Annotated in this window: 12 protein-coding genes and 1 pseudogene; 6 read left to right on the forward strand and 7 right to left on the reverse strand. The window is 70.6% G+C overall.

Annotation, left to right across the window (positions count from 1 at the left end; genetic code table 11):
• Nucleotides 1–401 precede the first annotated feature (401 nt).
• From FKD65_RS05690 to FKD65_RS45365, 4 genes are all read left to right on the forward strand, one after another.
• Nucleotides 402–1,685 carry a citrate synthase gene (locus FKD65_RS05690; protein WP_141576481.1) on the forward strand — a complete coding sequence of 428 codons (1,284 nt, stop codon included), beginning with the start codon at nucleotides 402–404 and terminating at the stop codon, nucleotides 1,683–1,685.
• A 144-nt stretch (nucleotides 1,686–1,829) separates the two neighbouring features.
• The gene (locus FKD65_RS05695) at nucleotides 1,830–3,053 is read left to right on the forward strand and encodes a cytochrome P450 (RefSeq protein ID WP_141576482.1); all 1,224 of its coding nucleotides are present in this window, start codon (nucleotides 1,830–1,832) and stop codon (nucleotides 3,051–3,053) included.
• A gap of 162 nt (nucleotides 3,054–3,215) precedes the next feature.
• Nucleotides 3,216–4,130: a hypothetical protein gene (locus tag FKD65_RS05700; RefSeq protein WP_141576483.1), complete on the forward strand. Its 915-nt coding sequence runs from the start codon at nucleotides 3,216–3,218 to the stop codon at nucleotides 4,128–4,130.
• 9 nt (nucleotides 4,131–4,139) lie between these two features.
• Nucleotides 4,140–4,790, forward strand: coding sequence for a nucleoside triphosphate pyrophosphohydrolase (locus tag FKD65_RS45365; protein ID WP_240809981.1), 651 nt, complete (start codon nucleotides 4,140–4,142; stop codon nucleotides 4,788–4,790).
• Nucleotides 4,791–5,660: 870 nt separating this feature from the next.
• On the opposite strand, the gene bioB is transcribed toward FKD65_RS45365, so the two are convergent.
• The 3 genes and pseudogenes from bioB to FKD65_RS05720 form a co-directional block, all read right to left on the reverse strand.
• Nucleotides 5,661–6,809 (reverse strand): biotin synthase BioB, encoded by a 1,149-nt coding sequence (gene bioB / locus FKD65_RS05710; RefSeq protein ID WP_141586418.1) that lies wholly within the window; start codon nucleotides 6,807–6,809, stop codon nucleotides 5,661–5,663.
• Nucleotides 6,810–6,973: 164 nt separating this feature from the next.
• Entirely contained in the window at nucleotides 6,974–7,819 is an 846-nt protein-coding gene (gene istB / locus FKD65_RS05715) for an IS21-like element helper ATPase IstB (protein ID WP_141576484.1), read from the reverse strand.
• Nucleotides 7,819–8,238: pseudogene (locus FKD65_RS05720) on the reverse strand (IS21 family transposase); the annotation flags it as partial. The gene istB and the pseudogene FKD65_RS05720, both read right to left, overlap by 1 nt.
• 53 nt (nucleotides 8,239–8,291) lie before the next feature.
• On the opposite strand from FKD65_RS05720, the gene FKD65_RS05725 reads away from it, so the two are divergent.
• Nucleotides 8,292–8,975, forward strand: a complete 684-nt coding sequence (locus FKD65_RS05725; protein WP_141576486.1) for an alpha/beta fold hydrolase — start codon at nucleotides 8,292–8,294, stop codon at nucleotides 8,973–8,975.
• A gap of 781 nt (nucleotides 8,976–9,756) precedes the next feature.
• Here FKD65_RS05725 and FKD65_RS05730 read toward each other — a convergent pair.
• Nucleotides 9,757–10,347: a DUF4291 domain-containing protein gene (locus tag FKD65_RS05730; RefSeq protein ID WP_141576487.1), complete on the reverse strand. Its 591-nt coding sequence runs from the start codon at nucleotides 10,345–10,347 to the stop codon at nucleotides 9,757–9,759.
• A gap of 34 nt (nucleotides 10,348–10,381) precedes the next feature.
• On the reverse strand, nucleotides 10,382–11,086 hold the full coding sequence (locus tag FKD65_RS05735; RefSeq protein WP_205718556.1) for a TetR/AcrR family transcriptional regulator: 705 nt from the start codon (nucleotides 11,084–11,086) through the stop codon (nucleotides 10,382–10,384).
• An 88-nt stretch (nucleotides 11,087–11,174) separates the two neighbouring features.
• Here FKD65_RS05735 and FKD65_RS05740 point away from each other — a divergent pair, with 88 nt between their 5' ends.
• Entirely contained in the window at nucleotides 11,175–12,071 is an 897-nt protein-coding gene (locus FKD65_RS05740; protein ID WP_141576488.1) for a TIGR03620 family F420-dependent LLM class oxidoreductase, read from the forward strand.
• Nucleotides 12,072–12,728: 657 nt separating this feature from the next.
• Here FKD65_RS05740 and FKD65_RS05745 read toward each other — a convergent pair.
• Nucleotides 12,729–13,385 carry a response regulator transcription factor gene (locus FKD65_RS05745; RefSeq protein WP_205718557.1) on the reverse strand — a complete coding sequence of 219 codons (657 nt, stop codon included), beginning with the start codon at nucleotides 13,383–13,385 and terminating at the stop codon, nucleotides 12,729–12,731.
• Nucleotides 13,386–13,393: 8 nt separating this feature from the next.
• Nucleotides 13,394–14,530 carry a sensor histidine kinase gene (locus FKD65_RS05750; protein WP_205718558.1) on the reverse strand — a complete coding sequence of 379 codons (1,137 nt, stop codon included), beginning with the start codon at nucleotides 14,528–14,530 and terminating at the stop codon, nucleotides 13,394–13,396.
• Between the last annotated feature and the right edge of the window lie 61 nt (nucleotides 14,531–14,591).

The following is a 14,591-nucleotide window of genomic DNA, read 5'->3' on the forward strand; positions in this document are numbered from 1 at the left end:
ACTTTCGCCGGCGGCGCCGCAGCGGTGCCGGACGGCCTCCATGGCAACCCCTCCCTCGCACGAGATCATGAGAACTCCCCGACGGACGGGCGGTCGGGGTACCACCGAAGGGAGGGCGAAATTTGGTAGATAGCTCCTGAGCGTCCACCTTTCCGCCCAGGCCAGCCGGACCAAGCGTTCCGGGCGGACTCGTCCCGTTCCAGCATGGGAGCGGAAAGGTTCGGGTCACCGCGGCCGCAGGAGCGGAGAGACGGATGCGAGGAGAGGTGGGCGGCCCGCGCGCGTGCCGCCAGGGGGTCCGCCGTCGACGGGGACGGCCCGGATCAGCCCCCGTGATCACGTGGATACGATGAAGAACGGATCGTCTACGCAGGTGTGGACGCAGTTGGGAGTGAGCGAGTATGTCGGACTTCGAGCTCGACCACGCGGGCGGCCGCATGCCTCTGGAGGTCACCGAGGCGACCGAAGGCCCCTCGGGGCTGGTCGTGAGCAGCCTCCTCAAGGAGACGGGGCATGTCACGCTCGACCCGGGTTTCACCAACACGGCGTCCACCACGTCGGCCATCACCTACATCGACGGTGAGGCGGGGATCCTGCGCTACCGGGGCTACCCCATTGAGGAACTGGCGGAGAAGTCGTCCTTCCTCGAGGTGGCCTACCTGCTGATCTACGGCGAGCTGCCTACGGCCGACGAGTTGAGCACGTTCACCGACAACGTGCGCCACCACACGCTGCTGGACGAGAAGTTCCGCGCGTTCTTCTCCGCCTTCCCGCGCCGCGCGCACCCGATGGCCGTGCTGTCGTCCGCTGTCAGCGCCCTGTCGACGTTCTACCAGGACAGCCTCGACCCGTTCGACCCGGAACAGGTCGACCGTTCGAGCATCAGGCTCATCGCCAAACTCCCGACGATCGCCGCTTACGCGTACAAGACGTCCAACGGCCAGCCGCTGCTCTACCCGGACAACTCCCTCGGGTACGTGGAGAACTTCCTCCGCATGATGTTCGGCCTGCCCACGCAGCCCTATGAGATCGACCCGGAGATCGCGCGCGTACTGGACATGCTGTTCGTGCTCCACGCCGACCACGAGCAGAACTGTTCAACCTCCACCGTGCGGTTGGTGGGCTCGAGCCAGGCGAACCTGTTCTCCTCAATGTCCGCGGGCGTCGACGCGCTGTTCGGCCCGCTGCACGGCGGCGCCAACCAGGCCGTCCTGGAGATGCTGGAGCGCATCCACGAGAACGGTGACGACATCGACTCGTTCGTCGAGCGCGTCAAGAAGAAGGAGCCCGGCGTCAAGCTGATGGGCTTCGGCCACCGCGTGTACCGCAACTACGACCCGCGCGCCGCCGTCGTGAAGAAGGCGACCGGCAAGGTCCTGGACGCGCTCGGCAAGTCCGATCCGCTGCTGGATCTCGCCATGCGCCTCGAAGAGGTCGCCCTGAGCGACGACTACTTCGTCGAGCGCAAGCTCTACCCGAACGTGGACTTCTACACCGGTGTCATCTACAAGGCGATGGGGTTCCCGACGAACGCCTTCACGGTCCTGTTCGCGCTCGGCCGGCTCCCCGGCTGGATCGCCCAGTGGCGCGAGATGATGAACGACCCGTCCACAAAGATCGGGCGTCCGCGCCAGGTTTACGTGGGACCGGGCGAGCGTCACTTTGTGGAGCTTTCCGCTCGCTAACTGTGGTTATGCCGGGCGCGGTCCCGGCAACGGCGGACGATCATGCGCGGGCGGGGCCCCACCCCGCCCGCGCATGATCGTCTTCCCGGAGGCGGCCGGGTTAGCCTGTGGGCGAGAACTCCCCAGGGGAAGGCGCTCCCACCCATGCCCTCCATCGCCGAGAGCAGTCTCGTCAGCCTGGACTTCTGGGCGAAACCGCCAGACGAGCGCGACGAACTCTTCGCCTCCCTGCGGGCTGCGGACGGTCCGGTCTTCTGCCCCCTGCCGGACGACCAGGGGTTCTACGCGATCACCCGCTACGAGGAGGTCGCCGAGGCCAGCCGGAACCCCCAGGTGTTCAGCTCCCAGCCCACCGCGGTCAGCCTGGTCGACCCGCCCCCTCAGGTGGCCCGCTACAGCGGCTCCATGATCAGCATCGACGATCCGCGGCACGCGCGGCTCCGCCGGATCGTGGCGCGCTCGTTCACCTCGCGCCTCGTCCAGCGGGTCACCGGCGACGTCGCCGTCCTGGCCCGGCACATCGTGGACGAGCTGACCGAACGCGGCCCGTGCGACTTCGTCGAGCACGTCGCCGTGCGGATGCCCTTGCAGGTCATCTGCTCGATGATGGGCATCCCAGAGTCCGCCTACGACGACGTCATCGACGCCACCAACCTCATCATCGCCTTAGGCGATCCCGACCACGACGGGCCTGACGGACGCGACCGTGCGGCCGTCCTCGCCGAGAAGTTCTCCATCCTGCACGCGCTCATGGCGGACCTCAGCCGGCTGCGCCGGGAGAAGCCCGCCGACGACCTCGTCACCGCGCTGACACAGGCCAATGTGGACGGCGAGGCCCTCGACGACCTCGACCTCGGGCGCTTCTTCGCGCTGCTGGTGGTGGCAGGCAACGAGACGACGCGCAACGCGCTGTCGCACTCCCTCGCCCTGCTCACCGACCACCCCGGCCAGCGGGACGTGCTCCTCTCCGACCTGGACGTGCGGCTTCCGGCCGCCGTCGAGGAGATCGTCCGATACGCCTCCCCGGTGACGTGGATGCGCCGCACGCTGACCCGCGACCACGAACTGGGCGGGCACGTCTACCGCGCCGGCGACCGGGTGATCCTCTACTACAACTCGGCGAACAGGGACGACGGCGTCTTCAAGGACCCGCGGGCGTTCGACGTCATGCGCCTCCCCAACCCCCACTTCGGATTCGGCGCCCCGGGACCGCACTTCTGCCTCGGCGCGCACCTGGCCCGCCGCGAGATCACGGTGCTGCTCCGCGAGCTGTACACGCGGCTGCCGACCCTGCACGCCACGGCGCCGCCCGTCCGCCAACGGGCGAGCTTCATCAACGGGATCAAGTCCCTCCCCTGCGCGTTCTGACCGCTGACCCTGGCAGCCCGAACGTGCCGCCAGGGTCGCCGGTCCTGCCGGGTCGGCGACGTCGGCAGGACTTATCCACAGGATCTCGTTCTCCTCACTCCGCCTGGCGGCCGCCTCGAAGCTGGACCTCGCACGCCGGTCCAACGGCCCGAGGAGGCTGCAATGCCCGTCACCATCACCGTCCCCGAAGAGACGCGCGCCGATTTCGTCGTCGCGACCGACCGGAACCCCGCAGACCTGTCGGCGGCGATCCTCCGGAGGTTCTCCGGCACCTTCGCGGCGGCCCTGTCGGAACGGATCGGGTCTCCCCGCCTCGCGCTCGCCTGCCATCCCGCCGCGGCCTCGCCGTGGGACCTCTCCAGCGCCACCGGCGCGGACGCCGACGACATCGAGAGGCTGAGCCGGGCGACGAAGCACATCGGAGTCACCTCGGTCCTGCCGGCCGGTGACCTGCCGCTCGGCCCCCACCTCGCGCGCGCCGCGACGAAGGCGATCGCCGAATCGGTCTGCGGCGTGCCCGTGGACCTCACCTCGGGCCAGGTCCTGCCCGTCGTCCCCTTCGAACGGTTCGAGGAGTTCGCTCTCGCCGACGACTGGCTCGGCACCGTCCTGCCGCCCTACAGGAACTCCGGCCGCTGCACCGCCGACGAGGACGACATCGACGGCTGCGCCTGCGTCTACCTCACGACCCGGGGGCTCTGCCGGTTCGGCCTCCCCGAACTGCAGATCACCGGCGTCGCCTGCCCGCACGACCTGGCCGCGCTCAACGTCCTGCGCACCGCCGCCCAACGGCTGCTACCGCTCGGCAGGCACCCGGGCGAGCACACCCTGCCCGCGGAGCTGCTGCTGACGAGCGCCGACTTCTCCGCGTTCTGGGGCAACCGCGATCCCATGTGGGACGACGGGCCCCTCGCGGTTCGTCTCACGGAAGTGACACCCCGCCGCCTGGCCATACGCGCGCCCGCAGACTTTCCGGGCACGCTGAACGAGTGGCTCTGGGACGAACTCCCGCCCATCATGCACGAACTGCTCAGCTGCGAACCGGACCACGCGATGGCGAGCCATCCGAGTGGCTAACGTCGCCGCATGGAGAACGAGCAAGCGCCGGGGTCGCTGGCGGGAGTGTTGGCGGATGTGGCGGCGGAACGTGAGGCCCAAGACCGAATGTGGGGCGTCCAGGAGTTCCCGGACGGCACCGGCTCGGCTTTCACCGCACGAGCAGAGGAGGCAAAACAGGAATGCGCCACGGCAGGGTCACGAGGCGAGCTGACGTGGCGCCACATCCTCGCCGAAGAATTCTTCGAGGCGCTGGCCGAAACCGACCCTGGGAACCTCCGCGGCGAACTGGTCCAGACGGCGGCGGTCGCCGTCCAGTGGATCCAGTCCTTGGACCGGCGCTACTGCAGGACAGCGCATCAGGCCAAGGACGGACGCCAAGCCGAGAAGCTCGTCCGCGACCGGATCCCCGAGATCATCCGGGAGGCGGGCAGAGTCCCGGAGACGCGGACCGCGTCTCACGACGAGCGTGCGGCCCTACTGCGCGACAAGCTCTACGAGGAGGCCGACGAGTACACCGCGACCAACGATCCAGCGGAGCTCGCCGACCTTCTGGAGGTACTTCACGCCCTCGCCTCCCACCACGGCCTCACACCCGAGCGGTTGGAACAGCAACGCGCCGCCAAGGCCGCGGACCGAGGGACCTTCTCCAAGAGCGTCGTCCTCCGCCTCCGGCACTAGACGACTCGCTCGCAAGAACGCCAACGAGGGAGAGACCCGACCCGTGCAAGCCCGACCTCTGCCGCCACCCGCCCGCGCAGACGCCTCCCCCACAGAGACGCCGGGCCTTTGGCTGCCCCTCCCCCCGTGAAGACGCCCCACCCGCCAGAGCCCTACCCGTGAAAGTTCCTCGCCATTGGCGCCGCCCCGTCCGCCCCCTCATCCGTGGCCCTGCCCCACCTCTGGTGGCGCCCGGTGCGCGGAAACGCCTCACCCACCTAGACACCTGCCCCGTGAAGGTGCCTCGCCACTGACGCCATACCCCGTTGCCCCACGCTCGTGGCCCTGCCCCCCACCTCTGGTGGCGCCCGGCGCGCGGAGACTCCTCACCCACCTAGACACCTGCCCCGTGAAGGTGCCTCGCCACTGACGCCATACCCCGTTGCCCCACGCTCGTGGCCCTGCCCCCCACCTCTGGTGGCGCCCGGCGCGCGGAGACTCCTCACCCACCTAGACACCTGCCCCGTGAAGGTGCCTCGCCACTGATGCCATGCCCCGTTGCCCCACGCTCGTGGCCCTGCCCCCACCTCTGGCGCCCGGCGCGCGGAGACGCCTCACCTGCAGAGATACCTGCCGCGTGAAGGTGCCTCGCTTTGGCGGCGCCCTGTAGATCCCCTCGCTTGTGGCGGCGGCTCACCTTAGTGGGTGCGCTGCCCATCGGGACGCATTGCCGGGCAGGCGCCCCCGCCTCTGAAGACGCCGCAGTCGAGGGGGCGCTGCCTGTGCGTGGGCGTCGCTTGTGGGAAGGGGGACGGTCTTGGCCGCCAACGCCACGTGGTCTTGGGACATCGGCGAAAACGACGTCAGGGACGCACCGGCAGCTCGCGCGGGTCAGGCATTGGGGGGCAGGTTGGTGCCTGCCCCACGACGGCGCACTGCGACCAGGTCGGCTCGGGCAGGGCCACGGGGCTGCGGAGGGCGGGCGTCGCCGTTCTCATTTTCGGGGGCGTCATCGGAGGCCGAGGTCTTCGACCGCCTTCGGTGTTCGGGCAGCGTGGTGGTGGCCGTGCCTTCCACCTCGAAGCCCGCGTCGGCGATCATGTCGAGATCCGCCTTGCCGGCCTGCCCCTCGCTGGTCAGGTAGTCGCCGAGGAAGATCGAGTTGACCACGTGCAGTGCGAGAGGCTGGAGCGTCCGCAGATGGATCTCCCGCCCGCCGGCGAGGCGCACCTCCACGTCCGGGCAGACGAAGCGCACCATCGCCAGGATCCGCAGGCAGCGCTGCGGGGTGAGGGCCCACTTCTCGGCCATCGGCGTCCCCTCGAACGGGATCAAGAAGTTCACCGGGACCGAGTCCACGTCCAGGTCGCGCAGCGCGAAGACGACGTCCACCAGGTCCGCGTCGCTCTCCCCCATGCCGGCGATCAGCCCGGAGCAGGCCGACAGGCCTGCCTCCTTGGTCTTCCGCACGGTGTCGACCCGGTCGCCGAACCCGTGCGTGGTGCAGATGTCCGCATACGTAGCTTCAGCGGTGTTCAGATTGTGGCTGTAGGCGTGCACGCCGGCCTCTTGCAGTCGCCCGGCCTGCTCACCGGACAGAAGTCCGAGACAGGCGCAGATCTCCACGTCCTCGTCGCGTTCTTTGATCGCGGAGATGATGCCGGCGACCCGTTCCACGTCCCGGTCGGTCGGACCGCGACCGCTGGCCACCAGGCACAGGCGTTTTGCGCCACCGGCCACGCCCGCCTCCGCCGCGGCGGCCGCCTCGTCCGGCTTCAGCCAGGTGTAGGTCAGGACCCCCGCCTCCGACCCCAGCCGTTGCGAGCAGTACGAGCAGTCCTCAGGACAGAGCCCCGACTTCAGGTTGACCAGATAGTTCAGCTTGACCCGGCGCCCGAACCAGTGACGGCGTACCTTGCCGGCGGCGGCCACCACGTCGAGCAACTCGTCATCGGAGGTTTCCAGCACCGCGAGCGCTTCGGCGCGGGACAGCGGCTCACGGCGCAATCCCTTGCCGACCAGAGTCTCCAGGAGGTCCATGGCGCCGATCTTCGCCTCCTGCGCCCGCCACGCCAAGGCCCGCACCGTACAAGAAGGTCGATCAAGTTCTGTCACTCAAGGCAGCACCAGGCACAGTGTCAACGACGGCTGAATTCTGACCCCCTGGCGACGTCTGAAAGTTGACCCCCTGATGTTGTTGGTCGTTACTGCTGGTCGTTGGTGGTGTTGGCCGCGGGGACACGGCCCAGGTCACGGTTCTTCAGGCGGTAGCTGTCCCCCTTCAGGCTGATGACCTCGGCGTGATGGACGAGGCGGTCGATCATGGCTGCGGCGACGACGTCGTCGCCGAACACCTCGCCCCAGCGGCCGAACGGCTTGTTGCTGGTCACGATCAGCGAGGCCCGCTCGTAACGGGACGAGACGAGCTGGAAGAACAGGTTGGCGGCCTCGGCCTCGAAGGGGATGTAGCCGACCTCGTCGACGATCAGGACCAGGACGCGGGCGAGCCGGGTCAGTTCGTCATGCAGCCGTCCGGCGGCGTGCGCGTCGGCCAGCCGCGAGACCCACCCGGCGGCGGTGGCGAAGGCGACGCGGTGTCCGGCCTGGCAGGCGCGGATGCCCAGCCCGATCGACAGGTGGGTCTTGCCAGTTCCCGGCGGGCCCAGGAAGACGACGTTCTCGCGGGCGGCGACGAAATCCAGAGTGCCCAGGTGGGCGATGACCTCGCGTTTGGCTGAGCGCTGGTGGTCGAAGTCGAAGTCCTCCAGGGCTTTGCGGGCGGGGAAGCGGGCGGCGCGGATGCGGGCCTCGCCGCCGTGGGCCTCGCGGGCGGCGACCTCGCGTTGCAGGCAGGCGGCCAGGAACTCCTCGTGCGTCCAGGACTCCTCCCGGGCGCGTTCGGCCAGACGAGCGGCGGCGGCGTGCAGCGACGGCGCCTTGAGCACCCGGGTGAGGTAGGCCAGTTCGGCCTCGACATTGCGGCCGCCAGTGCTCCTCGCGGCGCCCGCTGCGGTGGCCGTGGCGACGGTGGCCTTGGTGCGGGGTGCCATCACGCCACCCCCTCGATGCCGGCGGCACCGATGTCCTGGACTCCCAGGAGGGCGTCGTAGTCGCTCAGCCGCCGCTGCTCGACCTCGGTGTCGGCCGGCGGCCGGGTGGTCTGCAGCCGCAGCCGCCGCATCACCGCGGCCGCCTGGGCGTGCGCGGGGTCGGTGATGGTCTGGTGGACCGCCCAGCAGCGCGGGTGCGCGGCGACCTGCTGCCCGCCGCAGGTCACCCTCACCTCCTGCAGGTCGGCGACGACCTCGACCAGCCGCCCGATCACCGACGGGTGCACCGAGTAGTCGTTGGAGGCGATCCGGACGTAATGGTCGCGGGCCAGCCGGGTCGAGGTGCGCCAGCCGACCACCGGCTCCACCGGCGGCAGCGGCACCATCGCCGCCATGTCGGTGACGATCCGGTCGGCGGGCCGTCCGTGGGGCTCGCTAGCGTAACCGCCATCGAACTTCGGAGGGCAATGACATGGCGACCTACATACTCATCCCCGGAGCGGGCGGGCAGGCCTGGTACTGGCACCGTCTGGTACCGGAGTTGCGCGCGCGGGGGCACGACGCAGTGGCGGTCGACCTTCCGGCCGGTGACGACTCCGCGGGTCTGGCGGAGTACGCCGACACCGTGGTCGAAGCGATCGGCGAACGTAAGGATCTCATCCTGGTGGCGCAGTCGATGGGCGGCCTTACGGCCCCGCTCGTCTGCGAGCGCCTGCCGGTGGACCTGCTCGTACTGCTCAACGCCATGGTCCCGTCGCCCGGTGAGACGGGCGGCGAGTGGTGGGAGCGAACCGGGCAGGCGAAGGCCATGTCCGACCAGGCGATCCGTGAGGGGCGGACGCCGACCGTCGAGTTCGACGCCGAAGAGTACTTCTTTCACGACGTGCCGGACGAGGTGAAGGCCGTGGCGCTGTCGCAGGAGACCGTGCAGTCGTCCACCCCCTTCGCGGAGCCGTGGCCTCTTCACAAGTGGCCGAGCACCCCGACCGTCTTCCTGCAAGCGCGTGACGACCGCTTCTTCCCGCTTGACTTCCAACGGCGGGTGGTGAGCGAACGGCTGGGAATCACCGTCGACGAGATGCCCGGCGGCCACCTCGTCGCGCTGAGTCGCCCCCAGGAACTGGCCGACCGGCTGGAGGCCTACCGCACGGGATGAGGGGATCACCTGCGGCATCGAGTTCGTATAGGGAGCGGCCATGGAAGACCAGGTCTTCCATGACCCGCGAACGCGCGAGGAGCACATCCGCGACGCGATGCAGCTGTGACTGTCTCGAATGACATGTCGACCAAGCAGGGGGTGTGCTCGCCGACCACTCGGGCCTGTCTCGAAGGAGCCTCGGCCACGCGCGCGAACGCACGACCCGCCCGGTGCGGCGAAGCCGGAGGAGAGCGGCATCGGGCAGATCGCGAAGGGATGCCGCGTTCGCCCGGGCTCGGTCACGGAGCGAGGCCGCCAGGAGAGCGGAGTAGGCCGGGACTTTGAAACACGGCCGGGATCCTCACCGGGAGGCCGGACGCGTTAGCAGCACGTCGACCGCGCGGTGGTCACCGTGGCGGTCTCGGTTGATCAAGTCGGCCCCGCAGGCCGGTGCGCTCGCCCGCCCTCAGTTCCTGCCTTCCCGGCGCGGACGCATGGGAGCACTGCGACAGCGCGACGACAAGCGCGGTGCTCCCGGATCACCCCTCAGCGCGAGAGGTGCGCCTGGACGACGCCGAGCCCGGCCGCCTCGGCGAAGACGCGCGCCCACTCGGCCGGGCAGTCCATACGCCACGCCCCAACTAGGTGGTGGGGCGCCCGTGCCGGCTCAGGGTCCGTTGGCGGGGGACGTGCGTGGGCCCAGGGCCGCGGGGCGGCATTCGGCGGGCTCGGGTGACGTGTCGGGGCGGGAGGGTTGGGGGTCCAGGTCTGCCCTCAGGGGTGTCTTGGTCAGTGGTGGTTAGGACGCTCCCAGATGGGCGGCCAGGGTGGGTGATAGTGGGTACGGGTGTTCTTCGGGGAGCAGGGCTCTGGCTTGGGGGGTCCGGCCCGCTTGTCGGAGGGCGTGGACCTTGCGGACCAGCGGGGTGCGGTCTTCGATGCCGAGGATCCAGTCGTCGACGTAGCGGTCGACGATGTAGCGGCTGAGGCCGATCTGGATGCTGCGTGCTTCGAGTTTCCGGCCGTCGAGCACGCGTTCGGGATCCCATTGGACGTGCACGAGCGCCCTGGCGAAGCGTCGGCGCCATTCGTCGGTGCTCCGGAAAACGCGGCGGTCGGGATCCGTCGGGACGGCCAGGCCCAGCGCCTCCTCCCAGCCCGTCCGGCTGATCCGTACCGCGAGGATCGTCTCCTGGCCGGGCTTGCGGGCCCAGTCGCTGCGGGCCATGAGCCACAGGAACGACGGTTTTATCCAGGTCATCCGGTGCCGGGAGAACGGCGGGACGAACGTGCCGTGTCTCGCGGCCGGACCGCCGATCTCGGGAGCGTAGGCCTGGTAGACGGTGATCGAGTCTCGGTCGTAGCAGGCACGGATCTCGCGTGTGCGCATGGTAGGGCCAGGGTCGCGCGGGGCCCGCTCGGGCTCAAGCGGTTTTCTTGCGGCGGTGGGCCTTCTGGCGGCAGGCGGCGCCGCAGAACCGGGCGGGCCTTCCGGTCGACGCCGGGTCGAGCGGCTTCGCGCAGACCTCGCACCGCCTTTCGTTACGCTCACCGGACAGAGTTTCGTCGCTTTTCGTTACGGGGCGGAGGGCGTCGCACGCCAGCGCCGTCATGCGTCCGGGGCGGCCCTCGGGACGCTGACGGCGTTCCATCAGCATCGCACCGACCATGAGGGTTCGGATGTCGCTGACGTCCACGTCCGAGCGCACCGCGCCGGCCGCCTGCGCCCGCCGCAGCAACTCGTCCAGCGCCGAGGTGAACCGCTCGTCCATGTCGGGGACGTCCAGCGTCTGCAGGTCGGCGGCCAAGGCGTCGCACAGGGCATGGTTGAACATCGCACGCTCCACGACCCACATGAGGAAGCCGTAGAAGGCCTCTCCAGGGTCGTCCGCGCGGACAAGGGCCTGCGCCTCGTCCACGACCCTTTCCAGGCGGTCCGCGACGACCGCCTCGAACAGGGCCTCCTTGGTCGGGAAGTGGCGGTAGACCGTCCCGGCTCCGACGCCTGCCCGGCGGGCGATGTCGTCGAGCGGGACGAGGCGGCCGTCCGCGGCGAAGGCCTCGAACGCGGCCTGGAGGATGCGTTCGCGGTTCCGGCGCGCGTCCACGCGCTGCGGTCGTCCGCTCACCCGGCACCTCCTTCATCCGGTTGACAAACGGGGCGGGCGTTCCGGTACCGTCTTAAGCGGGTTGCAGGTTCCGATTATAGGAGGACCGATGACGGCGGTGGACGGGGCGCGAGCGGCGCTCGGCAGGATCGGTGTCGGGCTCATGGCGCCGATCGCGCCCGCCGACGAGTGGCGGCGGGCGGCGCAGCGCGTGGAGCGGGCGGGTTACGGGTCGATCTGGGTGAACGAGGCCATCGGGGGCCGGGAGGTGTTCACGCAGTTGAGCGTGATGCTCGCCGCGACGGAGCGGGTCGTCCTCGGCTCGGCGATCGCGAACCTGTGGGCACGGCATCCGGCCGCCATGCAGGGTGCGGCATCGGTTCTGGCCGATGCCTACCCCGGACGCCTCGCGCTCGGCGTTGGCGTCAGCATGGGGGCCATCGTGGAGCGGAGCGGGCAGAAGTGGACCAGCCCGTTGAACCGGATGCGCGAGTACCTCGACGGCATGGACGCCTCCGTCGAAGCTGCTCCCGTACCCGAGAAGCCGTTCCCTCGGCTGCTCGCGGCACTCGGCCCGAAGATGCAGGAACTGGCCCGGGACCGCGCGGACGGCGCGCTCCCCGCCGCGATGCCCGTCGAGCACACCCGGCAGGCCCGGAAGCGGCTCGGCGACGACAAGCTCCTCATCGTCATGCAGACCGCCATCCTTGAGACGGACCCGGTGAAGGCGCGCGGCATCGCGAGAGGAACGCAGATGCTGCAGATCCCGGGCTCTCCCTACGTCCGCTCGCTCAAGACGCTCGGATACGACGACGAGGCGCTCTCCGGCGGCGGCTCCGACGAGGTCATCGACGCCTGCTACAACTGGGGTGACGAGACCGCCATCGCGGGACGGCTCCAGGAACACCTCGACGCGGGAGCCGACCACGTCTGCGTCACGGTGTTCACGCCGGACCTGGCCTCGGCGGCCGATCAGTTCGAACGCCTGGCCCCCGCCCTGCTCTGACGACCGGCCTGGACCCGCACCTGACCCCACGCGCCCGACCCCAAGCACCACCCCCTGCACCCGACCCCGTGCCCCCAATCCGCAGCGGCGCAGCACCGGAAACGCGCACCGCAATCCGCGCCGCACAGAAAACGCATCACGGACCGCGCAGTACGGACCGCGCAGAACAGACCGCGCAGTACAGACCGCGCAGAACGGACGGCACGGCACCGCCCGCACGGCAAGACACGGACCGCACGGCACGGCGCCGGACGATGCGGCGCGGCGCGGTGGGATGCGGTGCGACACGATGCTGCATCGCGCCGCACGGTGCGGTTGCGGCGTTACGCGGCGCGGACGGCGCGGTGGGGTGCGGCGCAGAGGCACGGATCGTGCAGCACGGGCGGCGCGCTATGCACCCGGGCATTACGGACGCGCAGCTCGGACGACACGGCGCAGAAGACGTGGCATGCCGCTGTGGCACAGAAGGCTGCAGCACGGGCGGTGCGGTGCCGGCGGCGCGGTGTGTATCGAAAGCGCGGTGTCGGCGGCGCGGTGTGTATCGAAAGCGCGGTGCGGGCGGCGCGGTGGGGGTGGTGCGGGGTGTGTCGGATGCGCCTGCGGGCGGAGGCGTGTTTGCGGGGTTGGGTGGGAGAGATTGTTCCGGTTTGTGGGGGGTCAGCGGGGGCGGACCAGGCCGGTTTCGTAGGCGGTGATGACCAGTTGGGCTCGGTCGCGGGCGTGGAGTTTGGCCAGGAGGTGGCCGATGTGGGTCTTCACGGTGGCGGGGCTCAGGTGGAGGTGGGCGGCGAGTTCGGTGTTGGACAGGCCGCGGGCGATGAGGGTGAGGACTTCGCGCTCGCGGTCGGTGAGGGCGGCCAGTCCGGCGGGCGGCGGCTGGACGGGGCCGGGGCGGCGGACGAACTCGGCGATCAGCCGCCGGGTCACCGACGGGGCGAGCAGGGACTCTCCGGACGCGACGACGCGGATCGCGGACAGCAGGTCGGCGGGCGGGGTGTCCTTCAGCAGGAATCCGCTGGCCCCCGCACGCAGCGCCGAGTAGACGTAGGTGTCCAGGTCGAACGTCGTGAGGATCAGGACGCGGACGTCCGGCAGGTCGGCGCAGATGCGCTGGGTGGCCTCGATCCCGTCCATCTCGGGCATGCGGACGTCCATCAGGACGACGTCCGGGCGCTCCCGGGCGGCCGCCTCCACCGCCTCGGCCCCGGTGCCGGCCTCTCCGACGGAGCGCAGGCCGGGCGCGGTGTCGATCAGGACGCGGAAGCTGCCGCGCAGCAGGGCCTGGTCGTCGGCCACGAGGACGCTCAGATCCAACGGGGTTCCTAGCTGTCGTAAGGGAAGGCGGCGAACACGGCGAAGCCGCCTTCGGGACGCGGGCCGGCGGTGAACTCGCCGCCGTACATCATGACGCGTTCGCGCATGCCGATCAGACCGTGCCCGCCGCCGCCCGGCAGGACGCGGGCGCCGGGCCCGTCGTCGGTGACGTCGATGCGCATCCGGAGGCCGTCGGCCCTGACCCGGACGCGGCAGCGCGCGGGCGCCGCGTGCTTGACGACGTTGGTGACCGCCTCCTGGACGATGCGGTAGGCCGAGAGCGCGACGCCTTCGGGGAGTTCCCCCGCCTCGACGTCCAGGTCGACGTGGACGCCGGCCATCGAGGCGCGTTCGGCGAGGCCGGTCAGATCGGCGAGCCCCGGGGACGGGGCCAGGTCGGCGTCGGCGGCGCCGGTGCGCAGGACGCCGAGGAGGTGGCGCATCTCGGCGAGGGTGCCCCGGCTGGTGGTCTCGATGACGCGGAGGGCGTCGAGCGCTTCCTCGGGGCGGGCCTCGGCGACGTGCACGGCCACGCCCGCCTTGACCGCGATGAGGCTCATGCTGTGCGCGACGACGTCGTGGAGCTCGCGGGCGATGCGGAGCCGCTCGTCGGAGACGGCCTGGTCGGCGAGGCGGCGCGCGGCGTGCGCGGCGTGGGCGCGGCGCTCGCGGACGACGCGCCCGAGCGTCCAGGAAGCGCCGAGGACGGAGGAGCCGAGCAGCAGCCGGCCGACGATCTCGGCCTGCGCGCCGACGGGGCCGGCGACGGCGCCGACGAAGATGAACACGGCGCTGACGACGCCGATCAGCAGGGTGGGCACCCACCGGCGGCGGCGGCGCGTCAGCGCGACCTGGTACAGGGCGAACCCTGCGGCGGCGTAGGTGTCCCATGGCAGGTCGAGGAGCAGGGTAGCGGTCGAGGCGGACAGGACGACCGCGAACACCGGGACTGGCCACAGGCGCCGCACCGCGAGAGGCAGGGCCGCCGCGGCGACGAGGCGCACGACCAGGTGCGGCGGGGCGCCGGTGTCCGCCGGCAGTAGCAGGAGCAGCAGGGCGTAGAGGAGGGCCGCACCGGCGTCGAGGCCGATGAGGCCGCGCCGGCCGAACCGCGGAAGCGGGGAGCGCAGCTCGGATTCGTCCACGTCACGAAAGGTAGCGGGGCGGTCCGGCCCGCGCCTCATGCCCGCGGCCGTCATACCGGGG

The sequence above is a fragment of the Actinomadura sp. WMMA1423 genome (assembly GCF_006547145.1).
In the GTDB taxonomy this organism is placed as follows: domain Bacteria; phylum Actinomycetota; class Actinomycetes; order Streptosporangiales; family Streptosporangiaceae; genus Spirillospora.

Coding starts and splice junctions, on each gene's coding strand:
- FKD65_RS05690 (WP_141576481.1), top strand. CDS start 402: ATGTCGGACTTCGAGCTCGACCACGCGGGCGGCCGCATGCCTCTGGAG.
- istB (WP_141576484.1), bottom strand. CDS start 7,819: ATGGCACCCCGCACCAAGGCCACCGTCGCCACGGCCACCGCAGCGGGC.
- FKD65_RS05695 (WP_141576482.1), top strand. CDS start 1,830: ATGCCCTCCATCGCCGAGAGCAGTCTCGTCAGCCTGGACTTCTGGGCG.
- FKD65_RS05725 (WP_141576486.1), top strand. CDS start 8,292: ATGGCGACCTACATACTCATCCCCGGAGCGGGCGGGCAGGCCTGGTAC.
- FKD65_RS05700 (WP_141576483.1), top strand. CDS start 3,216: ATGCCCGTCACCATCACCGTCCCCGAAGAGACGCGCGCCGATTTCGTC.
- FKD65_RS05740 (WP_141576488.1), top strand. CDS start 11,175: ATGACGGCGGTGGACGGGGCGCGAGCGGCGCTCGGCAGGATCGGTGTC.
- FKD65_RS05730 (WP_141576487.1), bottom strand. CDS start 10,347: ATGCGCACACGCGAGATCCGTGCCTGCTACGACCGAGACTCGATCACC.
- bioB (WP_141586418.1), bottom strand. CDS start 6,809: ATGGACCTCCTGGAGACTCTGGTCGGCAAGGGATTGCGCCGTGAGCCG.
- FKD65_RS45365 (WP_240809981.1), top strand. CDS start 4,140: ATGGAGAACGAGCAAGCGCCGGGGTCGCTGGCGGGAGTGTTGGCGGAT.